Here is a 23,495-nt window from a genome sequence, read left to right on the forward strand (position 1 = left end):
GCGCCACCCCGCCCACCCCCTCCCTCGCGAGCCGCAAGAACACGGCCGGGGCGGGGCAGCGACTACCGAGCGCCTGTCCCCTGGGAAGTGGGGCTGTAGTCGGCTTACAGGCCGGGCACAACCCCAGCGGATGATTGGTCCCAACGAGGCGTTCGGCTATGGGCTATCGACCATCGACCTTACTGCAACCCCATCGAGATGAACTTCGCCTCGAGGTACTCCTCCAGCCCCCACCAGCCCCCCTCGCGGCCCACGCCGGAGTTTTTCATGCCGCCGAAGGGGGCTTGGGGGGCCATGGCGGTGGGGATGGGGTCGTTGATGCCGACGATGCCGTAGTGCAGGCCCTCGGCGACGCGCCAGGCGCGGGCGAGGTTGTTGGTCCAGGCGTAGGCGGCGAGGCCGTAGGGGGTGTCGTTGGCGAGGCGGAGGGCTTCCTCCTCGGCGGTGAAGGGGATGACGGGGGCTACGGGGCCGAAGGTCTCCTCGGTCATGATCTTCATGCCGGGGCGCACGCCGCTGAGGACGGTGGGCTCGAAGTAGAGGCCTCCGCGCACCTTGCCGCCCACCACGGCCTTCGCGCCCTTGGCGAGCGCGTCCTCGACGTGTTCGCGCACCTTGGCGAGGCCCTGGGCGTCCACCACCGGCCCTACTTGGGTCTCGGGGAGCAGGGGGTCGCCCAGGCGCAGGGCGGCGGTGGCGGCGGCGAAGGCTTCGGTGAAGGGCTCCAGGACGCTTTCCTGCACGAAGACCCGGTTGGTGCAGATGCAGGTCTGGCCGGCGTTGCGGAACTTGGAGAGCACCACGTCGCGGGCGGCTTTGTCGAGGTCGGCGTCCTCGAAGACTAAGAAGGGGGCGTGGCCGCCGAGCTCGAGGGAGACCCGCTTGAGGGTTTTGGCCGCCTGGGCGTAGAGGACGCGCCCCACTTCGGTGGAGCCGGTGAAGGTGACCTTGCGGACGCGCTCGTCGTCGAAGAAGGGCCGGCTGAAGGCCACGGGGTCGGAGGTGGGCAGCACCTGCAGCGTGCCCTTGGGGCCGCCGGCCTCCTCCCACAGCCGTGCCAGGTACAGGGCGCTCATGGGGCTCTGCTCGGCGGGCTTGATGACGATGACGCAGCCCGCCGCCAGCGCGGGGGCGGCCTTGCGGGTGATCATGCCGGTGGGGAAGTTCCAGGGGGTCACGGCGTAGACCACGCCCACCGGCTCGTAGGACACGAGGCCCCGCTTGTGGTCGAAGCGCGAGAGCACCCGCTCGCCGTGCAGCCGCACGGCCTCCTGGGCGTACCACTTGACGAAGCTCGCCGAGTACTTCACCTCCCCGCGCGACTCGGTGATGGGCTTGCCCATCTCGAGGCTCATCAGGCGGCCCAGCTCGGCCTCGTGGGCTAAGAGCAGGTCGTTCCAGCGCTCGAGGATCTCGGCGCGGGCGTAGGGGTTGGTGCGCCTCCAGCCCTCGAAGGCCTCGAGCGCGGCCTCGATGGCCCGCCGGGCCTCGGCGGGGCCGCAGTCGGCCACCTCGCCCACCGCGCGCCCGTCGCCGGGGTGGGCGACGCTGAAGGTCTTGCCGGTGGTCTGCCAGCCGTCTGCGAAGTAGGCCTGGTTGGGGAGTTCCTTGGTCATGGAGAGTCCTTTCAGGGGAACGTCGAGGGTCTAGGGTCGAGGGCCAAGGCATATTGCGTCTTGCGTACGACGTACGACGTAGGGCATGCGTCTTGCGTATTCACAGTGCCTAACGCCAAACCCCAGGGCTGAAGTCCTGGCCGGTCCAGGTGGAGCGCACCTCGAGGCTGCCCAGCGCCCCGGGTTCGACCGTGCGGGGGTCGCGGTCGAGGAGCACGAAGTCGGCCCAGTGGCCGGGCTCGAGGCGGCCCCGGTTGCCCTCGTCGCCCTGGGCGAGGGCGCCGCCCACGGTGTAGGCCCACAGCGCGGTCTCCAGGCTCACGCCGTTGCCTTCGCACATCGGCTCGGCCACGGCGGCCTGCAGGCCGACGAGGGGGGAAACCCGGCTCACCACCGGCCCGTCGGAGGAAAAAGCCACGGTGAGGCCGGCGGCGAACATGGCCCGCAGGTTGTAGCAGCGGCAGATCATGGACTCGGGGAGGTACTTGAGGAAGTTGCCGCGCAGCTCGTGGATGAACACCGGCTGGGGCACGGCGATCACGCCGAGCCGCCGGGCGAGCTCGAGGTGTTCCTCCCCCGCCAGCCCGAAGTGCTCGATCCGGTGGCGGGGGCCTTGAGTACCGCCACCGCCGGGGGCCTGACGGCCCTTCACTTGAGTACCGGCACCGCCGGGGGCCTGACGGCCCTTCACTTGAGTACCGGCACCGCCGGGGGCCTCATGGCCCTTCGCTGGCGAATCCCGATACAGCCGCTCGTACACGTCTAGAACCTGATCCAGCGCCCGGTCCCCGATGGCGTGGGTGCCGATGCGGAAGCCCTGGCGGTGGGCCTCGAGGGCCAGCGCGTAGAGTTCTTCCGTCTCGAAGCGCAGGATGCCGTAGCTGGGGGGCTCGAGGGCCTTGTAGGGCTGGCTGATGGCGGCGGTGGCCCCCGAGAGCCCCCCGTCGGCGAAGAACTTCACCGAGTCGCAGCGCAGGAAGCCGGAGCGGTGCTTCTCGGGCAGGGGGAAGGTCTCGCTGCCCCCGTCCGGGCGGCGGATGTAGAGCAGGTTGACCCGCACGGGCAGCTTGCCGGCGGCGTCCAGGGCGCGGTAGGCCGCGTAGAGCAGCGGGTCCACGGCGGGGTCGGTGGCGCTGGTGATGCCCAGCGACTTCAGGTGCTCCAGCCCCGCCAGCACCCAGCGCTCGTAGTCGGCCTGGGTGGGCGCGGGCATGGCGTTGAACACCAGCCCGTAGGCCGTCTCGTAGAGGATGCCGCGCCCGAAGTCGATCTCCCCGCCCGGCACGCGGGTCTCGGGCGTGACCCCCGCCGCCTGCAGGGCCGGGGTGTTCACGGCGTGGATGTGGGCGCAGGTGCGCGTCAGCAGCACCGGGTTGCGCGGGGCGATGGCGTCGAGGGCCGAGCGGTCGGGCCAGCCGCCCATGCGCGCCTCGTTCCAGCCGCGCCCCCACAGCCACTCGCCGGGTTGCAGGGCTTGGGCACGCTCCCTCACCGCCGCGTAAAAGGCGTCCAGGCTCTCCGCCCCCCGCAGGTCGAGCAGCGTGGTGCGCAGTTGCCCCACCTTCCACACGTGCACGTGCGCGTCGTTGAAGCCGGGCAGCAGCGTCTGGCCCTCGAGGTCCACGCGCCGCGTGGCCGGGGAGAGAAGGGGCTCGAGCTCGCTCATCCGCCCGGCCGCCAAAACGCGCCCCTCGCGCAAGGCGACGGCCTCGAGCGCCTCGAGCCCGCCGGGCGCGGGGCCGGGGTTGAGGATGGTGCCCCCATAGATCAGGGTGTCAGCTTTCATGGGTGGCCTCCCGGGATGCGTCGATAGTCGATGGTCGATAGCCCATAGCTGATAGCCGATAGCCAAGGCGAAGGCGTCTTGCGTTTTGCGTCTTGCGTCTTGCGTACGACGTAGGACGTACGACGTAGGACGTACGACGTACGACCCTCGCCCGGCGTCACGAATCCACCTCCGGGTTCCGCCACACGATGAACACCCCGTAATTCGCGCAACTGGCGTCCTCGAGGTAGTCCGGGATGATCCCCCACACCGCGTAGCCCCGCCTGAGCTGCACCGACAGCACGGGGTCGGAGAGCTCGCCCCGCACCACGCGCTGCACGTACTGCTCGACGGGCATCTGCTCGCGGTGGGCCCCGTAGCCCTTGGGCATGGCCCCGGCCACGTGGCCTTTGAGCCCCAGGCGGCGGATGAGCCGGTGGCGGGCGGTGTAGAGCAGCGTGGAGAGGCCGTGGCCCCGGAATTCGGGGTGAACGCCGATGTCGGCGCCGTAGAGCCAGTCGCCCATGGGGTCGTGGGTGGTGAGGTAGTTGCCGCCCACGGCCTCGAGGTACTTGTGCGCGAAGTGGGCGAAGTCCACCTTAGCGCGCAGGTCGGTGGAGCAGGCGACCACCCGGCCCGTCGCCACCTCGAGCACCGCGTGCTGCCCCTCGGGGAAGATCGCGATCTGCGAGCGGTAGTGCTCGGCCAGCATGCGCTCGTGGGGGGCGAGGTCGGGGAAGGAGGCGGCCTGGATGGCCTCGAGGTGGGGGGCCATCCAGGGCTCGCTTTGCACCACGGCGAAGCGGCCGTCGGGGCTGGTGAGGATGGGGCTGGGGGGGGTCATCGGGGGTTCAGCGCGACTTCACCTGGGTCCAGGCCTCGTCGAAGAGGCGGGAGTTCTTCCCGGCGTCGAGGATGTACTCCAGCACCTTGAGCTGCGCCTCGCTGGGCCAGATGGCGGGGTTTTTGAGGGTGCTCTGCTTGAGGAGCCTCTTGGCCTGGGCGTTGGGCGTGGCGGATTGTTGATATTCGGCCAGCCGCGCGCCGATCTTGGGCTCGAGGATGAAGTTGATGAACTTGTGGGCGGCGTCGGGGTTAGGGGCGCGGGCCGGGATCGCCATGCTGTCGATGAACAGCGTGCTGCCCTCCTTGGGGATGGTGAAGCCGTACTTGGGGTTGCCCGCCGCCGTGCGCAGGGCGTCCTGGTTGTAGACCACCGCCGCCACCGCCTGCCCCGCCAAGAGCGCCTTGGTGGCCGAGACCCCGCCCTGGAAGCCCAGGCTGTTCTTCGACTTCTTGGCCCGCAAGAGCACGTCAATGGCCTTCTTCATGGCCGCGGGGTCGGCGGAGTTGACCGACTGCCCCACGTAGCGCAGGGCGATGCCCAGCATCTCGCGCTGCGAGTCCATCAGGGCGAAGCGCCCCTTCTGCTGGGCGGGGTCGAAGATCACGCCCCAGGAGGTGGGCGGGGTTTTGAACACGTCGGTGCGGTACATCAGGCCCACGGTGCCCCACAAGTAGCCCACGGTGTACCGGTTGCCGGGGTCGAAGGGCGGGTTGGCGAACTTGGGGTCGAGGTTCTTGAGGTTGGGGATCTTGCCCTTGTCCAAAGGCTGCAACAGCTTGAGCTGGACCATGCTTGGGATGATGAAGTCGCTGGGCACCACCAGGTCGTACTGCCCCAACCCGCCCGCTTGCAGCTTGGCGACCATCTCCTCGTTGGACTCGTAGTAGCTGATGTTGACCTTGACCCCGGTCTGCTTCTCGAAGTCGCTGACGAGGGTGGGGTCGATGTACTCGGTCCAGGTGTACACGCGCAGCTCCTTGGTCTGGGCCAGCGCGAGCCCGAGCACGGTGATAAGGGCCAGAAGGTGCTTCATGGGGATCCTCCTTTGGTGGGTGTCGTACGCTTTGCGTCGTACGTCATACGTCGTACGTCGTACGCAATACGCCAGACGCTAAACGCAAAACGCTAAACGCCAGAAACCACGACCCACCGGCTTCTTGCGTGCGGCAGTGTTTGGCTACCGACCATCGACCATTGGCTATCGACCATCGACTCCCTCACGCCGTCGCCGCCATCGCCCGGTGCGTGGCGTGGATGGCCTCCTTCACCACGCCCAAGGCTTCTTCCAGCATGTCCTGGGGGATCTCGAGCGCCGGCAGGAAGCGGATGCAGTTGGTGTAGAGCCCGGCCCGGATCAGCACCACGCCGCGCTGGCTGGCCTCCTTGATGGCGCTCATGGCGAAGTCGGACCACGGCTCCTTGCTCAGGGGGTCGCGCACGAACTCCAGCGCCATCATCGCGCCGATGCCGCGCACGTCGCCGAGCACCGGGAGCTCGGCCTTCACGGGCTCGAAGGTGCGGCGCACGGTCTGCTCGACGCGGGCGGCGTGGGCCAGGGTCTCGGGCTTGGAGAGGTGCTCGAGCGCGGCCAGCGCGGCCACGCAGGCCAGGGGGTTGCCGCCGTAGGTGCTGCCCACCCCGCCCACGTGGGGCGAGTCCATGATCTCGGCGCGGCCCGTGACCGCGCTGATGGGCATGCCCGCGCCCAGGCTCTTGGCCGAGATCACCAGGTCGGGGACGACGCCGGAGTGCTCGACGGCCCACAGCTTGCCGGTGCGGCCCGAGCCCGACTGGATCTCGTCGGCGATCATCACCGCGCCGGTGGCGTCGCAGACCTCGCGGATCTTGCGCAGGAAGGGGTGGGGCACCGGGATGAAGCCGCCCTCCCCGATCACCGGCTCGATCACGATCGCCGCGAGGGCGGAGGGGTCGATGTGGGCGGTGAGGGCGTTCTCGAGGTTCCAGCAGCACCACTCCACGTACTCTTCGGGGGTCATGCCCTTGGGCGTGCGGTAGAGGTTGGGCATGGGCAGCCGGTAGACCTCGGGGGCGAAGGGGCCGAAGCCCTTCTTGAACAATCCCCACTTGCTGGTCATCGCCATGGTGAGGTTGCTGCGCCCGTGGTAGGCCCCCTCGAACACGAGGATCCCGGGGCGCCCGGTGTAGCGCCGCGCGAACTTGACCGCGTTCTCCACCGCCTCGGCCCCGCCGTTACTGAGCAGGGTCTTCTTGGGGAAGTCGCCGGGGGTGAGGCGGTTCAGGGCTTCGCACACCGCCACGTAAGCCTCGTAGTTGGTCACGATGGAGCAGGCGTGGACGAACTCCTCCACCTGCGCCTTGATGGCCTCGACCACCGCGGGCGGGGCGTGGCCCACCGCCATCATGCCGATGCCGCCCGCCAGGTCGATGAGGGTGTTGCCGTCGGCGTCCTCGATCAGCGAGCCGCGGGCCCGCTTCACCGCGACGGGGTTGGCCTGCGCGAGGGCGCTCGTCACCGACGCGGCGCGCCTGGAGTTGAGCTCCTGGCTCTTGGGGCCAGGGATGGGGGTCTTGAGCTGGATGTACGCCATGGGTTCCTCGGTAGAGATCGTGCGTCGCGGAGGCTTCGGGCAGCCCGCGACAGGTGTTTTGTCTTAGCTATCAGCTATCGGTCATCGGCTATCGACCATCGACCCTCCCAGGCGGCGGGATGCTGGCCTTCTGGATGTCCATACACCCCCCTAGCGCGACTTCACCTGCGTCCAGACCTCGTCGTAAAGCCGCGCGTCCTTGCCGAGGTCGAGGACGAACTCGAGCTTGGCCTTCACGCTCTGGGTGGGGTAGATGGCCGGGTTCTTGAGGTCTTCCTTGTTGATGAACGGCAGCGCGGCCTTGTTGGGGGTGGCGTAGCGGTTGTAGTTCGAAAGCTGCGCCCCGATCTTGGGCTCGAGGATGAAGTTGATGAACTTGTGGGCGGCGTCGGGGTTGGGGGCCTTGGCGGGGATCGCCATGTTGTCCAGGAACAGTGCGGCGCCCTCCTTGGGCACCACGAAGGCCACGTTGGGGTTCTCGGAGGCGGCCTTGATGGCGTCGCCGTTGTAGACCACCGCGTAGGTCGCGCTCCCGGCCACCAGGCGGTTCTTCGCGCCCACCCCGCCCTCGAAGCCCACCGCGCGCTTGGACTTCTTGGCCTCGAGCAGCAGTTTCCCCGCCGCCTGCACCTGCTTGGGGTCGCGGGTGTTGATGCTGTAGCCCAAGTAGCGCAGCGCCCCGCCCATCATCTCGCGGATGGAGTCCATGAGCACGTAGTTGCCGCTTTGTTTGGGGTCGAAGATCACCGCCCAGCTATCCGGGGGCGTCTTGACCTTGTCCTTGCGGTACATGATCCCCGACATGCCCCACTGGTAGGCCGCCGAGTACTTGTTGCCCGGGTCGAAGGGCGGGTTGGCGAACTTGGGGTCGAGGTTCTTGAGGTTGGGGATCTTGCCCTTATCGAGGGGCTGGACCAGCTTGAGCGCGACGAGGGTGGGGATGATGTAGTCGCCGGGCACGATCACGTCGTACTGGCTCACCCCGCCCGCCTGCAGCTTGGCGAGCATGTCCTCGTTGGACTCGTAGAGCTCGATGCGGACCTTGAGCCCGTACTGCTTCTCGAAGGCGGCGATGATGGCCGGGTCCATGTACTCCGACCAGATGAACAGCCGCATCTCCTTGTTCTGGGCCAACGCCAGTGAAACGAACGCCAACAGGGCCAGCAACTTTTTCATGCGCTCCTCCGGGTGAGCCGTTCGCTGAGCAACACCAGAATGACCGTAGCCAGGAAGATCAGGGTGGAGAGGGCGTGGATCTGCGGGGTGACCCCGCGCCGCACCGAGCCGTAGATGATGAGCGGCAGGGTCTGGGAGTCGGGGCCGGCGGTGAAGAAGCTGATGACGAAGTCGTCGAGCGAGAGGGTGAAGGCCAGCATGGCCCCGGCCACGATCCCCGGCGCCAGCAGAGGCAGCAGCACCCGCCGCACGAAGTAGCCGTAGGAGGCGTAGAGGTCGCGGGCGGCCTCGTCGAGGTCTGCGCCTAAGCTCTTGAGGCGGCTCTGCACCACCAGCGCCACGAAGGCGATCTGGAAGGTCACGTGCCCGATGACCATGGCCGGCAGCCCCAGCTCGAAGAGGCTCGAGACCTGCCGCAGCACGCTGAAGGCCACCACCAAGGCCGCCGCCAGGATGATGTCGGGCGTGACCACCGGCAGGTAGAGCAGGTTGTCGAGGAGGGCCCGCGCCCGCCGGGTCCAGGGGTAGCGCTCGAGGGCGATCGCCAGCAGCGTCCCCAGCACCGTCGCGACCAGCGTGGACGCCACCGCCAGCGCCATCGTCGTCACGAAGGCCGCCTGGATGGTCTCGGTGAGCTTGGGGTCGGGCGAGAGCGCCGGGTTGAAGAGGCTCTGGTACCACTTCCAGGTGAAGCCCCCCCACGACATCCCGTAGCGGGTCTCGTTGACCGAGAACACCGCCACCGCCAGCATGGGCAGGTACAAGAAGGCCAGCGTCAGGACGGCGGTGACGCCCACGGCGGGGTGGAGGCGGCTCATAAGCAGCCTCCGGCCGTGCCGAACGCCGGAATACGTCGATAGCCGATAGCCGATAGCCGATAGCTAACGAGGGCTAGTGGCGTGTGGCCCACGGTCTGTCGCGGGTCCAGGGTCAAGGGTCGAAGGCCGAGGCGTTTTGCGTCTGGCGTAGGACGTACGACGTACGACGCATAACCCGCGTTTAGCGTTTTGCGTTCAGCGTTCAGCGTCATACCAGGTCCACGTCCTTTCCGCTGCGCCGGTAGACCCGCAGGGCCACCAGCGTGAGGGCCATCAGGCCCAGGCTGATGGCGGCGGCGAAGGGCCAGTCGCGGCTGGCGCCGAACTGCTGCTGGATGAGGTTGCCCACCAGCAGGTACTTGGCCCCGCCCAGCAGGTCGGGGATGACGAACATGCCCATGGCCGGGATGAAGGTGAGGATCACGCCCACCGTGAGGCCCGGCAGGGTCTGGGGCAGGATGGCCTGGAAGAAGACCCGCGCGCGGCTGGCGTAGAGGTCCCTCGCGGCTTCGATGAGGCTGGAGTCGATGCGCTCGACCGAGGAGTACAGCGGCAGCACCATGAAGGGCAAGAAGGCCGAGACCATGCCGACGTAGACCGCGAAGGAGCCGGGGTAGAGCGCCGCGCCCGGCTCCGCGAGCCCCAGCGCCGCCGCCACGCGGGCGAAGGGCAGGTCGGGGGAGAGCAGCAGTTGCCAGGCGTAGGTGCGGATGACCAGGTTGGTCCAGAAGGGGATGATGACCAGCGTGAGCCAGAGGTAGCGGGTGCGCGGGGGCCGGCTGGCGATGAAGAAGGCCAGGGGGTAGGCCAGCAGCGCCGCGACGAGCGAGGTCACGAAGGCCACCCACACCGAGCGCCCCAGGATCAGCAGGTTGTCGGGGCTCCAGCCGAAGAGCCCGTAGCCCAGCAGGCGCCTGAGGTTCTCGAGGCTGAAGGTCCAGACGACCTCGCCGTACGTTCCCCGCTCGGCGAAGGCCACCGCCACGAGCGCCAGGCTGGGCAACACCAAGAAGGCCATCAGCCAAAGCGCCGCGGGCAGCAGGAACAGCAGGCCGCGCCTCGAGAGCGCCCCCGCCGTGGTGAGCTCGCCGTACCAGACCAGCACGCGGTTCACGGGCGGCCTCCGAAGGTGCCGAACGCCAGAACGTCCTGCGTCGTACGCCGAACGCCGAACGCCCAACGCTGAAAACTGCACATACCGGCGTCTTGCCCCCCGTCCCCTGTCTCCCTGAACCCGATCCCCGCCTTTCGCTGACGGCTGAGGGCTGAGGGCTGAGGGCCACTGGCGTATGACGTAGGACGTACGACGCTGGCGTTTTGCGTCTTGCGTTTTGCGTCTCGCGTTCCACGCCAAAGGCTAATCATCCAGCACCACCAGCGCTTCCTTCGGCAGGTGCACCGCGACCTCCTGGCCCGGCCGCAGCGCGGGGTGGGCCGCGGCGCGCACGCGCAGGCCGCCGGGCTCGAGCCAGGCTTCCTGGTGGCTGCCGCGGTAGACCACCTCGCGCACCCGCGCCCGCAGGCAGTTGTGGCCCCGGGGCTCGGGCACGAGCTCGACCCGCTCGGGGCGGATGGCGAGGTTGCCCTGCTCCCAGCGGGGCGGGGCGGGGAGCTCGAGGGGCCCCAGCGGGGTCTCCGCCCCGCCGCCCCCGCGCCGGGCGGGGATCAGGTTGGCCGCGCCCAAAAACTCGGCCACGAAGCAGGTGCGGGGGCGGGCGTAGACCTCCTCGGGGGTGCCCACCTGGATCACCTGGCCCTCGCGCATCACCGCGATGCGGTCGGAGACGGTCATGGCCTCGTCCTGGTCGTGGGTGACGAGGATGAAGGTGGTGCCCAGGCTGCGCTGCAGGCGGCGCAGGCCCACCTGCACCTCGGCCCGCAGCTTGGCGTCGAGGGCGCTCATGGGCTCGTCCAGAAGCAGCACCTGCGGCTCGTTGACCAGGGCGCGGGCCATCGCCACGCGCTGCTTCTGGCCGCCGGAGAGCTGGTGGGGGTAGCGGGCCATGAAGCGCTCGATCTGCAGCATCCCCATGACCATCTCCACCCGCTTGTGCACCTCGGCCTGCGGCACGCGGCGGCTTCTGAGCCCGAAGGCCACGTTCTCGAAGACGCTGAGGTGGGGGAAGAGGGCGTAGCTCTGGAAGACGGTGTTGACCGGGCGCTGGTTGGCGGGCACGCCCGTGATGTCCGCGCCGCCCAGCCGCACGCGGCCGGCGCTGGGCAGCTCGAAGCCGGCGATGATGCGCAGCAGGGTGGTCTTGCCGCAGCCCGAAGGCCCGAGCAGCGTGAAGAACTCCCCGGCCTTGATCTCCAGGCTCACCCCGCCCAGCGCCGTCACCTCGCCGAAGCGCTTGACGACGTCCTCGACGGCGAGGGTGCCGGTGGCGGCTCGAGCCTGCGGGTTGACTGAGGGTCGGGTCACTGCCATCGTGGTTCCTCTAGGTGCTCACCAGGGCGCTATCGCCCTTTTTCAGTACGGCCAGGATCTCCGCGGCCACCCGCTCCCCGCTCGCGCAGCCGCCCTCCATGTAGCCCTGGGCGTCAACGGAGGTGTGCTCGCCGCAGAAGTGCAGGCCCCCCACCGCCTCGGCCTCGGCGCCGGAGAAGGCGGTCCACTGCCCCACCCGGTAGGCCGAGTAGGAGCCCTTGACCCAGGGGTCGGCGGGCCAGAAGGCCCGCACCGGGGCCACGCGGGGGTCCTGGGCGGCCTTGACGCCGGGCCAGATCTTCTCGAGGTCGCCCAGCCAGGCGGCGACCTGCGCCTCGGCCGTGCCCTTGCCCACCGCCAGCCCCTGCTTCCCGCCGGTGTAGTTGGAGAAGGGGCCGCCCACGCCCTCGGGGGTGCGCTTGGGCTCCCACTGGTTCTGGAAGGGGTAGTCGGTGAAGAGCTGGCCGCTGGCGCCGTAGCGGGTGCGCCAGACGCGCTCCTTGAACTCGGCGATGAGCTTGGAGTTGGTGCCGTAGCCGATCTCGCGGATGGCCCGGAGCTTGACCGCGGGCAGCGGCACGCCGATGGCCACCTCGCGCAGCAGGGTGAAGGGCAGGGCCAGCACCACCCTAGGGGCCACCACCTGCACGCTCCGGCCGCCCTGGCGGAAGGCGAGCACGTACTGCCCGTCGGAGCGCTGGGAGACGGCCTCGAGCGCCGAGTCGAGCTGGATGGCGTCGCCCACGATCTGCGCCAGCCGCCGGGGCAGCAGGTCGTTGCCCCCCTCGACGGTGTAGCGCTCGTCGGAGGCGCCGAAGACGCGGAACTGGCCCTGCCCGCCGATGAGGTAGAGCAGGTTCAGGCACGACTGCTCGCCGGCCTCGAGGCCGTACTCGATGGTGTAGGCCACCTCGAGCAGCTCCTGCATGAGCAGGCTGGCCCCCGCCCGCACCAGGTAGTCGCGGATGGAGAGGCTGTCGAGGAAGCGGCCGTTCTTGCCGGGGTCCTTGTAGCTGACGTAGGTGTAGCGGCCCAGCCCGGTGTCGATGAGGTCGGTGTCGATCTGGCGGGCGATGGGGCGGAAGCCCTCGACGACCTCCTCGGCCGTTACGAAGCGCCCGCCGAAGTGGTAGACCTCGGGCTCCAGGCCCTTGTCGGCGGCGAAGAGGTCGCGCAGCTCGAGCTTGAGCTCGGAGGCCAGCCGCCGGACGTAGAAGTGCCAGGAGTCGATGAGCTCGCCGCCGATCTCGACCGGGCGCGAGAAGCGGCCGCGCAGGGTGTGCATGCGCCCGCCCACGCGGGTGTTGGCCTCGTAGAGCCGGAAGGGCACGCCGTTCTGCCACAGCCGGTAGGCCACCGTCAGCCCGGCGATGCCCGCGCCCACGATGGCGACGGGCCTGCTGAGGCTGCTGGTGGAGAGGGCGGGGTTGGGCGGGGCGCTGCACCCCGCGAGCGCCGCCCCGGCGGCGCCCAGGCCCGCCTGGAGCACCGCGCGGCGCGAGAGCCGGGCGTCCTCGCGCTCGAGGGCCCGCCGCCGCTCGGCGGCCTGGAGTTGCCGGTCCCACCCCACGGCCTCGGCGGTCTCGAGGCCTTTGACCTCGGCCAGCCGGGCCAGGCGGAACGCGCGTCGGAGTTGTCCCATCAGGGGGCTGCGGCTCATGACTCTACCTCCGCGAAATCAGGACCAACGGGGGAATGCGCCGTGGGACGTCAGGCGGTGGCGGCCTCGAAGCTGTGCTCCAGGATCTCCAGGCCCTTGCGCACCTCGTCCTCGCTCGCCACCAGCGGCACCAGGCAGCGGATGACGTTGTAGTGCATGCCGGCCTTCATCAGCAGCAGGCCGCGCTCGCGGGCCGCGTCGAAGACCCGGGTGGTGAGGGCGGGGTCGGGGGCCTTGCTCTCGCGGTCGCGCACGAGCTCCATCGCGACCATCGGCCCCAGGCCGCGCACGTCCCCGACCTGGGGGAAGCGCTCTTGGACCCTGCGGAAGCCCTCGTGCAGGATCTCGCCCAGCCGCCGGCCCTTCTCCAGGAGCTTCTCCTCCTCGAAGACCTCGAGCACCGCCAGCCCCGCCGCGCAGGCTAAGGGGTTGCCGGCGAAGGTGCCGCCCAGCCCGCCGGGCAGGGGCGCGTCCATGATCTCGGCCCTGCCCAGCACCCCGGCGATGGGCAGCCCCCCGCCGATGCTCTTGGCGAAGCAGATGAGGTCGGGCTCGACGCCGGCGTGCTCGATGGCCCAGAACCTGCCGGTGCGCCCGACGCCGGTCTGGATCTCGTCGTCGATGAGCACGATGCCGTGCTTGGCGGTGAGGCTGCGCAGGGCCTTGAGGAAGGGGGTGGGGGCGGGCACGAAGCCGCCCTCGCCGAGCTGCGGCTCGATGATCACGGCGGCGACGCGGTCGGGGGCGATGGCCGTGTCGAAGAGCTCGTGCAGGGCGTCCATGGCCCGGCGGGTGTCGAGGCCGTGGTACTCGTAGGGGTAGGGGGCGTGGTAGACCTCGGGGGCGAAGGGCCCGAAGTTCTGCCGGTAGGGCGTGGCCTTGCCGGTGAGGCTCATGCCCAGCAGGGTGCGGCCGTGGAAGGCGTTCTTGAAGGCGATCACCCCGGGCCGCCCGGTGTAGGCGCGCGCCACCTTGACCGCGTTCTCGGTGGCCTCGGCCCCGGTGGTGACGAAGAAGGCCTTCTTGTCGGCGTCGCCAGGCGCGCTGTCGCACAGCTTCTCGGCGAGCTTGATGTAGGGCTCGTAGGCCGTGACCTGGAAGCAGGTGTGGGCGAAGCGCTCGAGCTGCGCCTGCACCGCCGCCACCACGCGCGGGTGGTTGTGCCCGACGTTGAGCACCCCGATCCCCCCGATCCAGTCGAGGTACTCGCGGCCGTCTACGTCCCAGATCCTAGCCCCCTGGGCCTTGGCCGCCACCACCGGGTGCACCTGGGAGACGCCGCGCGGGACCACCTTGTGCCGCAACTCCAGCAACGCCTGGTTGCGGGACTCTGTCGTGGGCATGGGTTCCTCCTTTGGCTCACCAGCCTATTGGGGCCCCCGCGCCCCCGGCTATGGGGTCGGGCCACGAATTGTGCCCTCATTTATTGGGGTTCATCTCCAACAGCTGCAGCCCGAGCTGGAGGCGGAACTGGGCCTGGGGGTCGTGCAGGTCGAGGCCGGTGAGCTGCCGGAGGCGCTCGAGGCGGTACCTCAGGGTGTTCTCGTGGACGCCGAGCGCGTGGGCGGTGCGCTTGAGCTGGAAGCCGTGCCGGGCCAGCGCCTTCAGCGTCTCCAGCAGCGCCTCGCGCCCGCGCTCGGCCTCCAGCGGCCCGAACAGCTCGCGCAGCAGGTCCTGCTGGGCCTGGGCATCCCCGGCCAGCACCCGCGGCAGCAGGAGCTGGGCGTAGGTGCTCACCCGCCCCGGGCGCAGGTGCGGCAGCAGGGCCTGCGACTCGCGGTAGCTCTCGGCCACCCCCGCCCAGCCCGCGCGGGCGCGGGAGAGCCCCAGGCTCAGGCCCTTCTGCGGCAGCCGCTCCCACACCCGCGCCGCGTCGAAGCCCTCGGGCAGCAGGAAGAGGACCTGGTTGAGGAAGACCGAGATCAAGGGGGCCAGCCCCTGCTCGCGCAGCAGCTTGCGCAGGCCCTCGGCCAGGCGCTCGCGGCGGTTGAAGCCCTCCGGGCTCAGCGGCACCGGCTCCTCGAGCACCAGCAAAGCCAGGTAGTAGCGGCCCTCGGGGTGGAAGCCCTGCAGGCGGGCGCGCTCGAGGTTGTGCGGGGTGGGCTCGAAGCGGCCCTCCAGCAGCGCGTCGAGGAAGGCGTAGCCCAGCCGGGCCTCGCGCTGGGCGATGTCGCGCTGGTGCATCAGGTGCAGCCCCGCCACCGTCGCGGCGTGCTCGGCGGCGCGCATGTCGAGCTCGGAGAGGGGCTCCTCCCCCTCGATCAGCCACACGCTGCCCACCAGCTCGCCCCCCAGCCGGATGGGGCAGACCACCCGCCCCACCATCCCGATCTCGGGCCGCGCGGGCAGCCGCAGCGGCCCTAAGCTCTCCCGCAGCCGGCGCTCGAAGCCGATCTCCTGCAGGTAACGGCTGAGCTCGGGGGTGGTGCCGCCGGAGGCGATGGAGCGCAGGCGCAGCTCGTCCTCCCCGCCGGTGAGCGCGTAGGCCAGGAGGTTGCCCTCGAGGTCCTCGAAGACCACCGAGCGCCCGATGAGCCCGCTGAGGACGTCGGCGAGGGGCTGCAGGCCGCCGGCCTCGAGCGCCGAGAGGGTGAGCGCGCGGTGGATGGCCTCCGAGCGCTCGATGACGCTGTACTGCTGGGCCAGGAGCTGCTGGTTGAGCTCCCCGATCACCTGGGAGAAGGGCACCTCCCAGGGCAGCTCGACGGCCGGGACGCCCGACAGCTCGGCCTCCTCGCGGGCGGCCTCGGGGAAGCTCTCGAAGAACTGGGGGACCGCCAGCACCACGGCCGCGGGCTCGGCCCGGGCGATCTGGCGCATGAAGGCGCGCAGGGCCTGCTCCTCGCGGGGCCAGGCGTAGCCGGTGGTGAGGAAGAGGAAGCCGGGCCGGATCCACTCCTGGGGGTCGGGGATGTCCACCGCGTGCGCCCCCAGCACCCGGTTGTTCAGCCGCGCCGCCGCCGCGACCACCCGGGCGCGGCTGAGGGCGGGCAGGCGGAGGGCTTCGAGGAGGTTCATCGTCGTCATGCTGATTCTAAGTGCCCCCGCAAGGACTTGCTCACGCGCTCACCCGGCGGCGGAATGCCTGCCCGCGCTCGAGGCGGCCGGTTTTGCCTCCCGCCGGGCGATAGGCCAAAATCGTGGGTTAACCGCGCATTTCCTCGATAAACTGCCTCCGAAAATGCCTCTCATGAGATATTAACCTGTAAACCGGTTCGTGAGGTTTTCTCGACCACGACACCTTTAGGGCCGCCGATCCGGTCTTGTTTTGTCTACAGAGTTGCTTTAGCGGGAATGGACGCAATCTGAACTAAATTAAGAAGCTTCCAGTATAATCTCATTCGGTCTCATAGATCCGTGGCGTGCGGCCCCTGCTTCAAGGGGGGAAGGGAGGTCTGGGCGGTTGTAGCCATTCGTGGGTGCCCTCGAGCCGCATTGAGCAATTGGGTCCGAAGAATTTGGGGGTTGACGATGAGAGCAAAGGCTTTACTGATGGCAGTGGCGATGACGGCATTGGCCGCGTGCGGGACCCAACAGGCGCCGCAGGCGGGCGGCGGGGTGGGGCCACAGACGAACTCGGGGCCGCGGGTGCCGCCGGTGTTCGTCAGCGGCAACCCGACCTGTCAGGACCTCGGTTACGTCTACGAGTTCAAGCTCGACCTCGACCCTGCCTCGGGCGAGTACACCGACGCGGCGACAGGCGTCAAGGTGACGGTCACGAACAACGCCACAGGTGACGGGGTTCTCGACGCCTGGTCGGCGACTTTCGGGGGGAATCCCTTCGGGATCGACGCCGTGATCATGAAGGGCGGCCCCGGCGCCAACGTCTACGCCTACAACCCGGAGGCCACGGCCGATAGCAACCTGGTGACCCCCACCAACCCCAGCAACGGCAAGCCCTACGGCATCTCCCACGTCAGCTTCTGCTTCGACTTCAACGTCATCGTCACCAAGACCGCCGACCCCTCGCTGAAGCGCACCTGGACCTGGACCATCAAGAAGGAGGCCGACCAGAGCAGCCTGACGCTCTCGGCGGGGCAGTCCTTCATCGTCAACTACACGGTGAAGGTGAGCGCCGCCTCCACGGACAGCGACTGGAAGGTCGGCGGGGCGATCGAGGTCAAGAACCCGGACCCCAACTACGCCGCCACCCTCACCAGCGTCACCGACGTGATCTCGAAGGCCGGTGACCCCGACGTCGGCGCCAGCGTGGACTGCGGGGTGAGCTTCCCCTACAGCCTCCCCTCCGGGCAGACCCTCACCTGCACCTACAGCGCCAGCCTCCCCAACGGCGACACCCGGACCAACACCGCCACCGCCGCCACCACCGGCAAGGTCGAGGGCGGTTCGGGCACGGCCACGGTGGACTTCAGCAAGGCCACCGTCACCCAGGTGGACGACAAAGCGGACGTCACCGACAGCCTGCAGGGCAACCTCGGCACCGCGAGCGCCCCGGGCACCGCCTTCACCTACACCCGGACCCTCAAGTACGACGCCTGCGGGCAGTACACCTACGGCAACACCGCCTCGTTCACCACCAACACCACCGCCACGACCGGCTCCGCGTCGTGGTCCATCGCGGTGAACGTGCCCTGCGCCACCGGCTGCACCCTCACCCCCGGCTACTGGAAGACCCACTCCAAGTACGGCCCCGCGCCCTACGACGACACCTGGGCCCAGCTCGGCGAAGACGCGGCCTTCTTCCTCAGCGGCCAGACGCACTACCAGGTGCTGTGGACCCCGCCCGGCGGCAACGCCTACTACATCCTGGCCCACGCCTACGTCGCCGCCCGGCTCAACCAGCTCAACGGCGCCGACTTCACCGCGGCCCAGGCCGCCTTCAACTCGGCCACCGCGCTGCTGAGCACCTACACCCCGGCGCAGGTGGCGGCCATGAAGGGCAGCAGCACCGTGCGCCAGCAGTTCGTCAGCCTGGCGGCCACGCTCGACAAGTACAACAACGGCCTCATCGGCCCCGGCCACTGCAGCGAGTGACCGGCGGGCGCTTCCCCGGGCCCCGGCTTGGCCGGGGCCCGGTCCCTTTCTCGAGGCCCCGGCTTGGCACCCGCCCCGCCGCCGGGGGACAATCGGGCCATGGGCGTTCGCAAGGTGGAGCGGATCAGCGGGCGGGTGGGCGGAGAGGCGGCCGGGTTCGACCTCGAGCTCACCTGGGACGGCACGCGCCTGAAGGGCCGCGTCGGCGGCGCGGTGGTGGGCAAGGACGTGAACCTCAGCCTGCACGGCGGCTTCGTCACCGGGCGGGTGGGGGGCGGCCTCGAGGGCTTCGACGTGGCCGGCCTCCTCCAGCCGGACCGGGTCGAGGTGCGCTTCGGCGGCAACACCCTGGGGCAAGACCTCAGGCTCGAGCTCGCCCGGGGCCGCGTCGAGGGCCGCCTGGGCGGGGGCCTCATCGGCAACGACGTGCGCCTCGAGCACTCCGGCGAGCAGCTCAGCGGGCGCATCGGGGGGCGCATGGACGGCAAGGACGTGCGCCTGAGCACCCAGGCCCCGCCGGAGGTGGCGGCCCTGGCCGCGGCCATCGCCTTCCAGTTGCTCGAGGACTCGGCGGCGGGGGCGGGCTGAGCCGCGCCGGCGCTAGCGCCGGCGCATCCGGCCCATGGCGGCCGTAGCCAGCAGGGTGGTCAGCACGGGGGCTACCCCCACCACGGCCAGGTCGGCGGCCATGGGGAGCTGCTGGTAGTGGAGGCTCACCGCCCGCAGCAGGTCGAGGAAGTAGGTCACGGGGTTGAGGTAGACCAGCACCTGCAGCCACAGCGGCAACTGCACCACCCACCCCCCGCCGATGGTGTGGATGCCCAGCCGCTCCAACTCCTGCCGCAGCGCGTCGGGGAGGTCCAGGAATCCCACCCCGCCGATGATGCCCTTGAGCGGGAAGATGGACCCCGACAGGAAGTACAGCGGCTGGATCACCCCGTTGGAGATGCTGCCGAAGCCCTCGAAGGTCGCCATGCGCGAGGCCAGGAACACCCCGAAGCCGGTGACGGTGAGGCCCAGCAGGGCCATCACCCCCCACGCCAGCAGCAGCCCGCCCAGGCCCGGGTTCACCCCGATGAGGGGGGCGAAGAGCAGGGGGATGGATCCCTGGAGCACCGCCACGCTCGCCCCGCCCAGCAGCTTGCCCAGCGCCACCGAGAACATGGGGGCGGGGGAGACGAGCACCTCCCGCAGCAGCCCCACCTCCCGGTCCCACACCAGCGCCACCGCCGACTGCAGCGCGGCGAAGAGCACGTTGAGGGTGATGACGCCGGGGAAGATGTACTGCGCGTAGGTGTAGCCCTCGATGTCGCGGAAGGAGGCCCCCAGGCCGAAGCCCAGGATCACCAGCCACAGCACGGTGCGGGAGAGGCCGCCGAAGACCTGCGAGCGGTCGCGGGCGTAGCGCAGCAGCTCGCGCCGCCACATCACCCAGACCACGGCCGGCTCGAGGGGGAAGGCGCGGGCAGGGGAGCGGGTGGCGCTCACCGGGTGTGCTCCCCGCCCCTACGGGCGAAGCCCAGCAGGCGGTCGCGGGGCCGGGCCTCCTCGTCGCGCAGCCTGCGGCCGGTGAGCTCGAGGAAGACCTCCTCGAGGCTGCCCTCGGCCTTGCCCAATACTTTTAGCTTCAGCGCGGCCGGGGTGCCCTCCGCGATCAGGCGGCCCTGGTCGAGGATGCCCACCCGGTCGCAGGCTTCGGCCTCCTGCAGGTAGTGGGTGGTCATGAACACCGTCAGGCCCTGCCCGCGCAGCGTGGCGACGCGCTCCCACAGGTGCCGGCGCCCCTGGGGGTCGAGGCCGAGGGTGGGCTCGTCGAGGAAGAGCACCTGCGGCGTGTGCATGAGGGCGCGGGCGAGCTCGAGCCGCCGCTTCATCCCCCCGGAGAAGGCGCGCACCGGGCGGCGGGCGGCCTCCGCCAGGCTGGCCCACTCCAGCGCCTGGGCGATGGCCTCCTTCAGCCGCGGGCCCCGGAGGCCGTAGAGCACCCCGTGGATCTCGAGGTTCTCCCGCGCGGTGAGCCGCTCGTCGAGCGCGGGCTCCTGGAACACCAGCCCGATGCTCTCCCGCACCGCCGCCGCCTGGCGCACCACGTCGAACCCTGCGACCCTGGCCCAGCCCGAGCTGGGCGGCAGCACCGTGGTGAGCATGTGCACCGCCGTGGACTTGCCCGCCCCGTTGGGCCCCAGCAGGGCGAACAGCTCCCCCGCCTCCACGGCGAGGCTGAGGGCGTCCACCGCCACGGCTTCCCCGAAGCGGCGGCTGAGGTCGTGGCATTCGACGGCGCTCATGTTCATCTTAGCGTGTCCCTGGCCTGGGCCAGCCTATCCGTCAGGGCCTTGCAGTCCGCGCCTACCTTGGCGGCCTCTCCCGCGCGGATCGCCCCGGGAAGCCCCTCCAGTAGGGGCTTTAGCCGCTCGCTGACCTCGGGGGCCAGGGTCTGGAGGGTGTCGCCGAGGTAGGTCTCGTAGTACAGGCCGGCCGCGGCGATCCTTTCCAGCGCCAGCCGCTGTTTGCCCTCCGGGTAGGCCTGGCAGGCCTGGCTGGCTTGACGCTCGACTAAGGCCAGCATCTCCGGGAGCTCCTGCGGCAGCAGCTCGGCCCCGGTAGCCGCGGCCAGGGCGAAGACGATGTCCAGAGCGGCCTGCTCGCCGTCCTCCGGGTCCTGGAAGCGGGGCGGGGGAGTGGGGGAGGAGAAGAGCTGCCCGAGGGTATTGAGACCTTCTTCCACCTTGACTGCCTCGTCTGCCGCACGCCCGGCGAGCGCAGGCTTTAGACCCTGCCACAGTACCCTGACCCGCTGCAGGGCGACCCGGCCCACCTGGTAGGCCCCTTCTTCCCCCCGGGCCGCGTCCTCGTAGCTCTCGGCCACCCCGTCGTCCAGCAACACCAGTTGGGCGATCAGGGCGGCCTGGAGGGTGGGGTCGCCCTCGGGGGCCAGTAGCCGCCGGGCCCGCTCCAGAAGCCCCTGGGCTTGCCTGAAGATCGCCTCGAGCCGGGCGACGTCCTTGGCTCCCACCGGCCCCTCGAGCCCCTCCAGGGCCTCTTCCAGCTCCCCCAGCAGGGCGGGGTCTTTGGCCTCGAGGCTGCCTGCGAAGAGGGGAAGGTCGCTGTGGAGCGCTTTCTCGGCCTGCTCCTCGCCCGGCTCGAGGGCCAGGGCCTGCAGCCGGATGCCCAGGAGCTCGCTGGCCCATAGGAAGCGCAGCTCCTCCGCCCGCTCGAGGAAGACCGGCGCGGCGTGCGCCAAGCCCGCCACGACCCCCGCGATCACCAGGCCCCTTCTCATCGCACCACCCCGATGACCACCGAGTGCGCCCCCCGCCCGGCGGGGATGTTTTTCACCACGCTCAGGCTGGCAGGGTCGATGACCGAGACGCTGTCGGAGAGGCCGTTGGCGGTGTAGATCTTCCTGCCGTCCGGGGTGACGGTGACCCCCCAGGGGCGGCGGCCCATGCGCTCACGGACGGTGCGCACCACCCGGTTGCTCTCGGTGTCGATGACGTAGACCGCGCTGGTGCCACCTCCGGCCACGTAGAGGCGCTTGCCGTCCGGGGCGAGGGCCATCTCCACGATGCGCGAGTCGAGCCCCAGCGAGATGTTCTGGATGACGCGGTGCGCCTTGGCGTCCACCACCGCGACCGTGCCGGCGATCTCGGCGGAGACGTAGGCCCTGGAGCCGTCCTGCGAGAAGAGCACGAAGCGGGGGCGGTTGCCTACCAGGAAGTGCTTGACCAGCTTGAGGCCCTTAGCGTCGATGACCGTGACGGTGTGGCTGGTCTCGCCGGTGACGTAGACAAAGCGCCCGTCCGGGCTCACCGCCACCCCCTCGGGCTCCACCCCGGTCTGGAACTCGCCCAGGGTCTTGCCGGTCTCCAGGTCGAAGCCGGTGGCCCGGGCGGCGTTCTCGTTGGCGGCCCACAGCTGCGTGCCCTCCGGGTTGAGCGCCAGCCGCTCGGGGTTGGTCCCCACCCGGTACTCGGCCTTGATCCGGTTGGTGGCTACGTCGATGGCCACGATCTTGTCCTCGGGAACCTCGAGGACGGGCTGGAAGTCGCTCAGGGCCACGTAGATGGTGCGGCCGTCCGGGCTCACCGCCATGCCCCGGGGGCGCACCTCACCGGGCCTCCCGGTCACGGCGATGGTCCCGATGACGGTGTCGGTAGCCACGTCGATGACGGTGACGTTGGCCCCGTACTCGTTGGAGACGTAGGCCCGGTAGGTGGGTGCCTGCTGCTGGACGAGGGAGGTCGGCAGGAGGGCCACAAAGCTGAGGCAGGCGGCGAAGATCAGGAAGCGAAAGGGTATTTGCATCAGCGTCCTCCAAAGCGGCAGCTCGAGTCGCGCCGCAGGTCGCCCAGTTGGTCGAGCCGCTCGACGGGGTCGGTGCCGGGGCGGTAAATGGCCGGGAGTTCCCCCACCAGGCCGGCAAGGTCCCAGTCCTCCTTGGCCCCCGGGCTGATCTTGACCAGGTAAAGGCTCTGCCTGAGCTGGTGGTCCCAGGGGCGGAAGGAGACCCCGATGCCCTTGTGCACGTCGAATACGGTCCCCGGGTTCTCCAGGTGGCTCACCAGCCGGGCGCCTTCCAGGCTCCCCGCGAAGGACGCCGTCTCGAAGAGCACCTTGACCGCCTGGTAGCCGGCCCAGGCCGAGGGGTCCATGGGCTTCTTGGAGCGCTGCCGGAAGCGGGCGTTGAGCTCGCGGGCCCCGTAGGCGTCCAGCTTGGCCTCCCAGAGCACCGCCCGGTGCCCGGCGCCCGCCCTGGGGGCCCTGCCGCGGGAGGCGGCGAAGAAGGCGCGGGTCTGGGTCTCGGGGTGGGGGAAGCCGGTCACGGCGGCGCCGAGTCCGGCGGCTTCGTACCGGCCCAAGAAGTCGAGCTGCCCCTCAGCACCCAGCAGCAGGAGAACCGCCTGGGGCTGGGCGCGCCGGATGGCCTCGAGGGCCGTCCGGAAGTCGGGCTGGCCGGGGGCGACCGAGGCCCGCCCCGCCTCCCGGGCGCCAAAGTGCCGCTCCAGGAGGGATTTCCGCGCCCTCTGATACAAGGCCTGGCCCTCCGCGCCCTGCTCGTAGACCAAGAACCAGCTCCGGAAGCCCGCCTGGATGAACCAGGCCGCCAGGGCGTCGAGGTACATGGCGGCGCTGGCCTCGAGGTGGAAGGTGTAGCGGCTGCAGGCCTCCTGGCGGAGCCGGTCGCTGGGCGAGCCGATGTTGAGGAAGAGCACCCGGCGCTGCTCGGCCAGCCGGCTGAGGGCCTCGGCCTGACCCCCGAACCCTCCCACCAGGGCGAAGACCTCCTCACTCCCCACTAGCCGCTCGGCCTCACGCGCGGCGGCTTGGGGGTCCGGGGCGGTGCGCAGGAGCACCTCGAGGCGCTGCCCCACCAGGCTGGCGTTGAAGCCGTACTCCTCCTTCCCCATCTCGAGGCCTGTCCGCGCGGCCTCCACCACGGCCCTCTCGAGGCCGGACCTCGGCTGGGAGGGGAGCACCACGCCCAGCCGCAGGGCCTCCTCCTTGGGCTGCGCCAGGGCCCGCAGGGCGCCCAAGGCCAGGGTACTGCCGCCGAAGGCCAGCACCTGGCGTCGGGTGAGCGGGCGGGCCTGAGGGGTCGTCCGCGGCATCGCGCCCC

19 protein-coding genes are annotated in these 23,495 nt (G+C 70.1%); 2 read left to right on the forward strand and 17 right to left on the reverse strand.

The window, feature by feature from the left end; all coding sequences use genetic code 11:
- Positions 1-179: 179 nt before the first annotated feature.
- The 12 genes from Mterra_RS03880 to Mterra_RS03940 all read right to left on the reverse strand — a co-directional run bounded on the left by Mterra_RS03880 (position 180) and on the right by Mterra_RS03940 (position 15,898).
- Positions 180-1,616, reverse strand: coding sequence for an NAD-dependent succinate-semialdehyde dehydrogenase (locus Mterra_RS03880; protein ID WP_119313975.1), 1,437 nt, complete (start codon positions 1,614-1,616; stop codon positions 180-182).
- 109 nt (positions 1,617-1,725) lie between these two features.
- The gene (locus tag Mterra_RS23040) at positions 1,726-3,402 is read right to left on the reverse strand and encodes an amidohydrolase (RefSeq protein WP_245971524.1); all 1,677 of its coding nucleotides are present in this window, start codon (positions 3,400-3,402) and stop codon (positions 1,726-1,728) included.
- A 157-nt stretch (positions 3,403-3,559) separates the two neighbouring features.
- On the reverse strand, positions 3,560-4,225 hold the full coding sequence (locus Mterra_RS03895; protein WP_119313976.1) for a GNAT family N-acetyltransferase: 666 nt from the start codon (positions 4,223-4,225) through the stop codon (positions 3,560-3,562).
- 7 nt (positions 4,226-4,232) lie between these two features.
- Positions 4,233-5,261, reverse strand: a complete 1,029-nt coding sequence (locus Mterra_RS03900; RefSeq protein WP_119313977.1) for a polyamine ABC transporter substrate-binding protein — start codon at positions 5,259-5,261, stop codon at positions 4,233-4,235.
- 184 nt (positions 5,262-5,445) lie between these two features.
- Positions 5,446-6,798: an aspartate aminotransferase family protein gene (locus Mterra_RS03905; protein ID WP_119313978.1), complete on the reverse strand. Its 1,353-nt coding sequence runs from the start codon at positions 6,796-6,798 to the stop codon at positions 5,446-5,448.
- A gap of 150 nt (positions 6,799-6,948) precedes the next feature.
- A complete protein-coding gene (locus Mterra_RS03910) occupies positions 6,949-7,974 on the reverse strand; it encodes an ABC transporter substrate-binding protein (protein ID WP_119313979.1) in 1,026 nt (341 codons plus the stop codon).
- Positions 7,971-8,792 carry an ABC transporter permease gene (locus Mterra_RS03915; RefSeq protein ID WP_119313980.1) on the reverse strand — a complete coding sequence of 274 codons (822 nt, stop codon included), beginning with the start codon at positions 8,790-8,792 and terminating at the stop codon, positions 7,971-7,973. Before Mterra_RS03915 ends, Mterra_RS03910 begins: the two co-directional genes overlap by 4 nt.
- A gap of 208 nt (positions 8,793-9,000) precedes the next feature.
- The gene (locus Mterra_RS03920; RefSeq protein ID WP_119313981.1) at positions 9,001-9,906 is read right to left on the reverse strand and encodes an ABC transporter permease; all 906 of its coding nucleotides are present in this window, start codon (positions 9,904-9,906) and stop codon (positions 9,001-9,003) included.
- Between the two features lie 243 nt (positions 9,907-10,149).
- Positions 10,150-11,220, reverse strand: coding sequence for an ABC transporter ATP-binding protein (locus Mterra_RS03925; RefSeq protein ID WP_119313982.1), 1,071 nt, complete (start codon positions 11,218-11,220; stop codon positions 10,150-10,152).
- Between the two features lie 10 nt (positions 11,221-11,230).
- Entirely contained in the window at positions 11,231-12,862 is a 1,632-nt protein-coding gene (locus Mterra_RS03930; protein ID WP_147372537.1) for a flavin monoamine oxidase family protein, read from the reverse strand.
- Positions 12,863-12,930: 68 nt separating this feature from the next.
- Positions 12,931-14,223 carry a 4-aminobutyrate--2-oxoglutarate transaminase gene (gene gabT, locus Mterra_RS03935; protein WP_119313984.1) on the reverse strand — a complete coding sequence of 431 codons (1,293 nt, stop codon included), beginning with the start codon at positions 14,221-14,223 and terminating at the stop codon, positions 12,931-12,933.
- Between the two features lie 76 nt (positions 14,224-14,299).
- Positions 14,300-15,898 carry a PucR family transcriptional regulator gene (locus tag Mterra_RS03940; protein WP_170159544.1) on the reverse strand — a complete coding sequence of 533 codons (1,599 nt, stop codon included), beginning with the start codon at positions 15,896-15,898 and terminating at the stop codon, positions 14,300-14,302.
- A gap of 474 nt (positions 15,899-16,372) precedes the next feature.
- Between Mterra_RS03940 and Mterra_RS03945 the strand changes: the two genes are divergently transcribed.
- Both Mterra_RS03945 and Mterra_RS03950 read left to right on the forward strand, forming a co-directional pair.
- A complete protein-coding gene (locus Mterra_RS03945) occupies positions 16,373-17,875 on the forward strand; it encodes a hypothetical protein (protein WP_147372538.1) in 1,503 nt (500 codons plus the stop codon).
- 99 nt (positions 17,876-17,974) lie between these two features.
- On the forward strand, positions 17,975-18,463 hold the full coding sequence (locus tag Mterra_RS03950) for a hypothetical protein (protein ID WP_119313987.1): 489 nt from the start codon (positions 17,975-17,977) through the stop codon (positions 18,461-18,463).
- Positions 18,464-18,475: 12 nt separating this feature from the next.
- Here Mterra_RS03950 and Mterra_RS03955 read toward each other — a convergent pair whose 3' ends face one another.
- From Mterra_RS03955 to Mterra_RS03975, 5 genes are read right to left on the reverse strand one after another with little or no spacing between them, the layout of a single operon-like run.
- Positions 18,476-19,363 carry an ABC transporter permease gene (locus Mterra_RS03955; RefSeq protein ID WP_119313988.1) on the reverse strand — a complete coding sequence of 296 codons (888 nt, stop codon included), beginning with the start codon at positions 19,361-19,363 and terminating at the stop codon, positions 18,476-18,478.
- Positions 19,360-20,163, reverse strand: a complete 804-nt coding sequence (locus Mterra_RS03960) for an ABC transporter ATP-binding protein (protein WP_119313989.1) — start codon at positions 20,161-20,163, stop codon at positions 19,360-19,362. Before Mterra_RS03960 ends, Mterra_RS03955 begins: the two co-directional genes overlap by 4 nt.
- A 2-nt stretch (positions 20,164-20,165) precedes the next feature.
- The gene (locus tag Mterra_RS03965; protein WP_245971525.1) at positions 20,166-21,158 is read right to left on the reverse strand and encodes a hypothetical protein; all 993 of its coding nucleotides are present in this window, start codon (positions 21,156-21,158) and stop codon (positions 20,166-20,168) included.
- Complete coding sequence (locus Mterra_RS03970; protein ID WP_119313990.1) at positions 21,155-22,183, reverse strand: beta-propeller fold lactonase family protein; 1,029 nt, start codon at positions 22,181-22,183, stop codon at positions 21,155-21,157. Before Mterra_RS03970 ends, Mterra_RS03965 begins: the two co-directional genes overlap by 4 nt.
- Positions 22,183-23,487 (reverse strand): ABC transporter substrate-binding protein, encoded by a 1,305-nt coding sequence (locus Mterra_RS03975; RefSeq protein WP_119313991.1) that lies wholly within the window; start codon positions 23,485-23,487, stop codon positions 22,183-22,185. The genes Mterra_RS03970 and Mterra_RS03975 overlap by 1 nt, the downstream gene beginning before the upstream one ends.
- Positions 23,488-23,495: the final 8 nt, after the last annotated feature.

It is taken from the genome of Calidithermus terrae (assembly GCF_003574345.1).
Lineage (GTDB): Bacteria > Deinococcota > Deinococci > Deinococcales > Thermaceae > Calidithermus > Calidithermus chliarophilus.

Coding starts and splice junctions, on each gene's coding strand:
- gabT (WP_119313984.1), bottom strand. CDS start 14,223: ATGCCCACGACAGAGTCCCGCAACCAGGCGTTGCTGGAGTTGCGGCAC.
- Mterra_RS23040 (WP_245971524.1), bottom strand. CDS start 3,402: ATGAAAGCTGACACCCTGATCTATGGGGGCACCATCCTCAACCCCGGC.
- Mterra_RS03915 (WP_119313980.1), bottom strand. CDS start 8,792: ATGAGCCGCCTCCACCCCGCCGTGGGCGTCACCGCCGTCCTGACGCTG.
- Mterra_RS03970 (WP_119313990.1), bottom strand. CDS start 22,183: ATGCAAATACCCTTTCGCTTCCTGATCTTCGCCGCCTGCCTCAGCTTT.
- Mterra_RS03880 (WP_119313975.1), bottom strand. CDS start 1,616: ATGACCAAGGAACTCCCCAACCAGGCCTACTTCGCAGACGGCTGGCAG.
- Mterra_RS03895 (WP_119313976.1), bottom strand. CDS start 4,225: ATGACCCCCCCCAGCCCCATCCTCACCAGCCCCGACGGCCGCTTCGCC.
- Mterra_RS03910 (WP_119313979.1), bottom strand. CDS start 7,974: ATGAAAAAGTTGCTGGCCCTGTTGGCGTTCGTTTCACTGGCGTTGGCC.
- Mterra_RS03925 (WP_119313982.1), bottom strand. CDS start 11,220: ATGGCAGTGACCCGACCCTCAGTCAACCCGCAGGCTCGAGCCGCCACC.
- Mterra_RS03975 (WP_119313991.1), bottom strand. CDS start 23,487: ATGCCGCGGACGACCCCTCAGGCCCGCCCGCTCACCCGACGCCAGGTG.
- Mterra_RS03960 (WP_119313989.1), bottom strand. CDS start 20,163: ATGAGCGCCGTCGAATGCCACGACCTCAGCCGCCGCTTCGGGGAAGCC.
- Mterra_RS03965 (WP_245971525.1), bottom strand. CDS start 21,158: ATGAGAAGGGGCCTGGTGATCGCGGGGGTCGTGGCGGGCTTGGCGCAC.
- Mterra_RS03945 (WP_147372538.1), top strand. CDS start 16,373: ATGGCAGTGGCGATGACGGCATTGGCCGCGTGCGGGACCCAACAGGCG.
- Mterra_RS03905 (WP_119313978.1), bottom strand. CDS start 6,798: ATGGCGTACATCCAGCTCAAGACCCCCATCCCTGGCCCCAAGAGCCAG.
- Mterra_RS03940 (WP_170159544.1), bottom strand. CDS start 15,898: ATGAACCTCCTCGAAGCCCTCCGCCTGCCCGCCCTCAGCCGCGCCCGG.
- Mterra_RS03950 (WP_119313987.1), top strand. CDS start 17,975: ATGGGCGTTCGCAAGGTGGAGCGGATCAGCGGGCGGGTGGGCGGAGAG.
- Mterra_RS03930 (WP_147372537.1), bottom strand. CDS start 12,862: ATGGGACAACTCCGACGCGCGTTCCGCCTGGCCCGGCTGGCCGAGGTC.
- Mterra_RS03900 (WP_119313977.1), bottom strand. CDS start 5,261: ATGAAGCACCTTCTGGCCCTTATCACCGTGCTCGGGCTCGCGCTGGCC.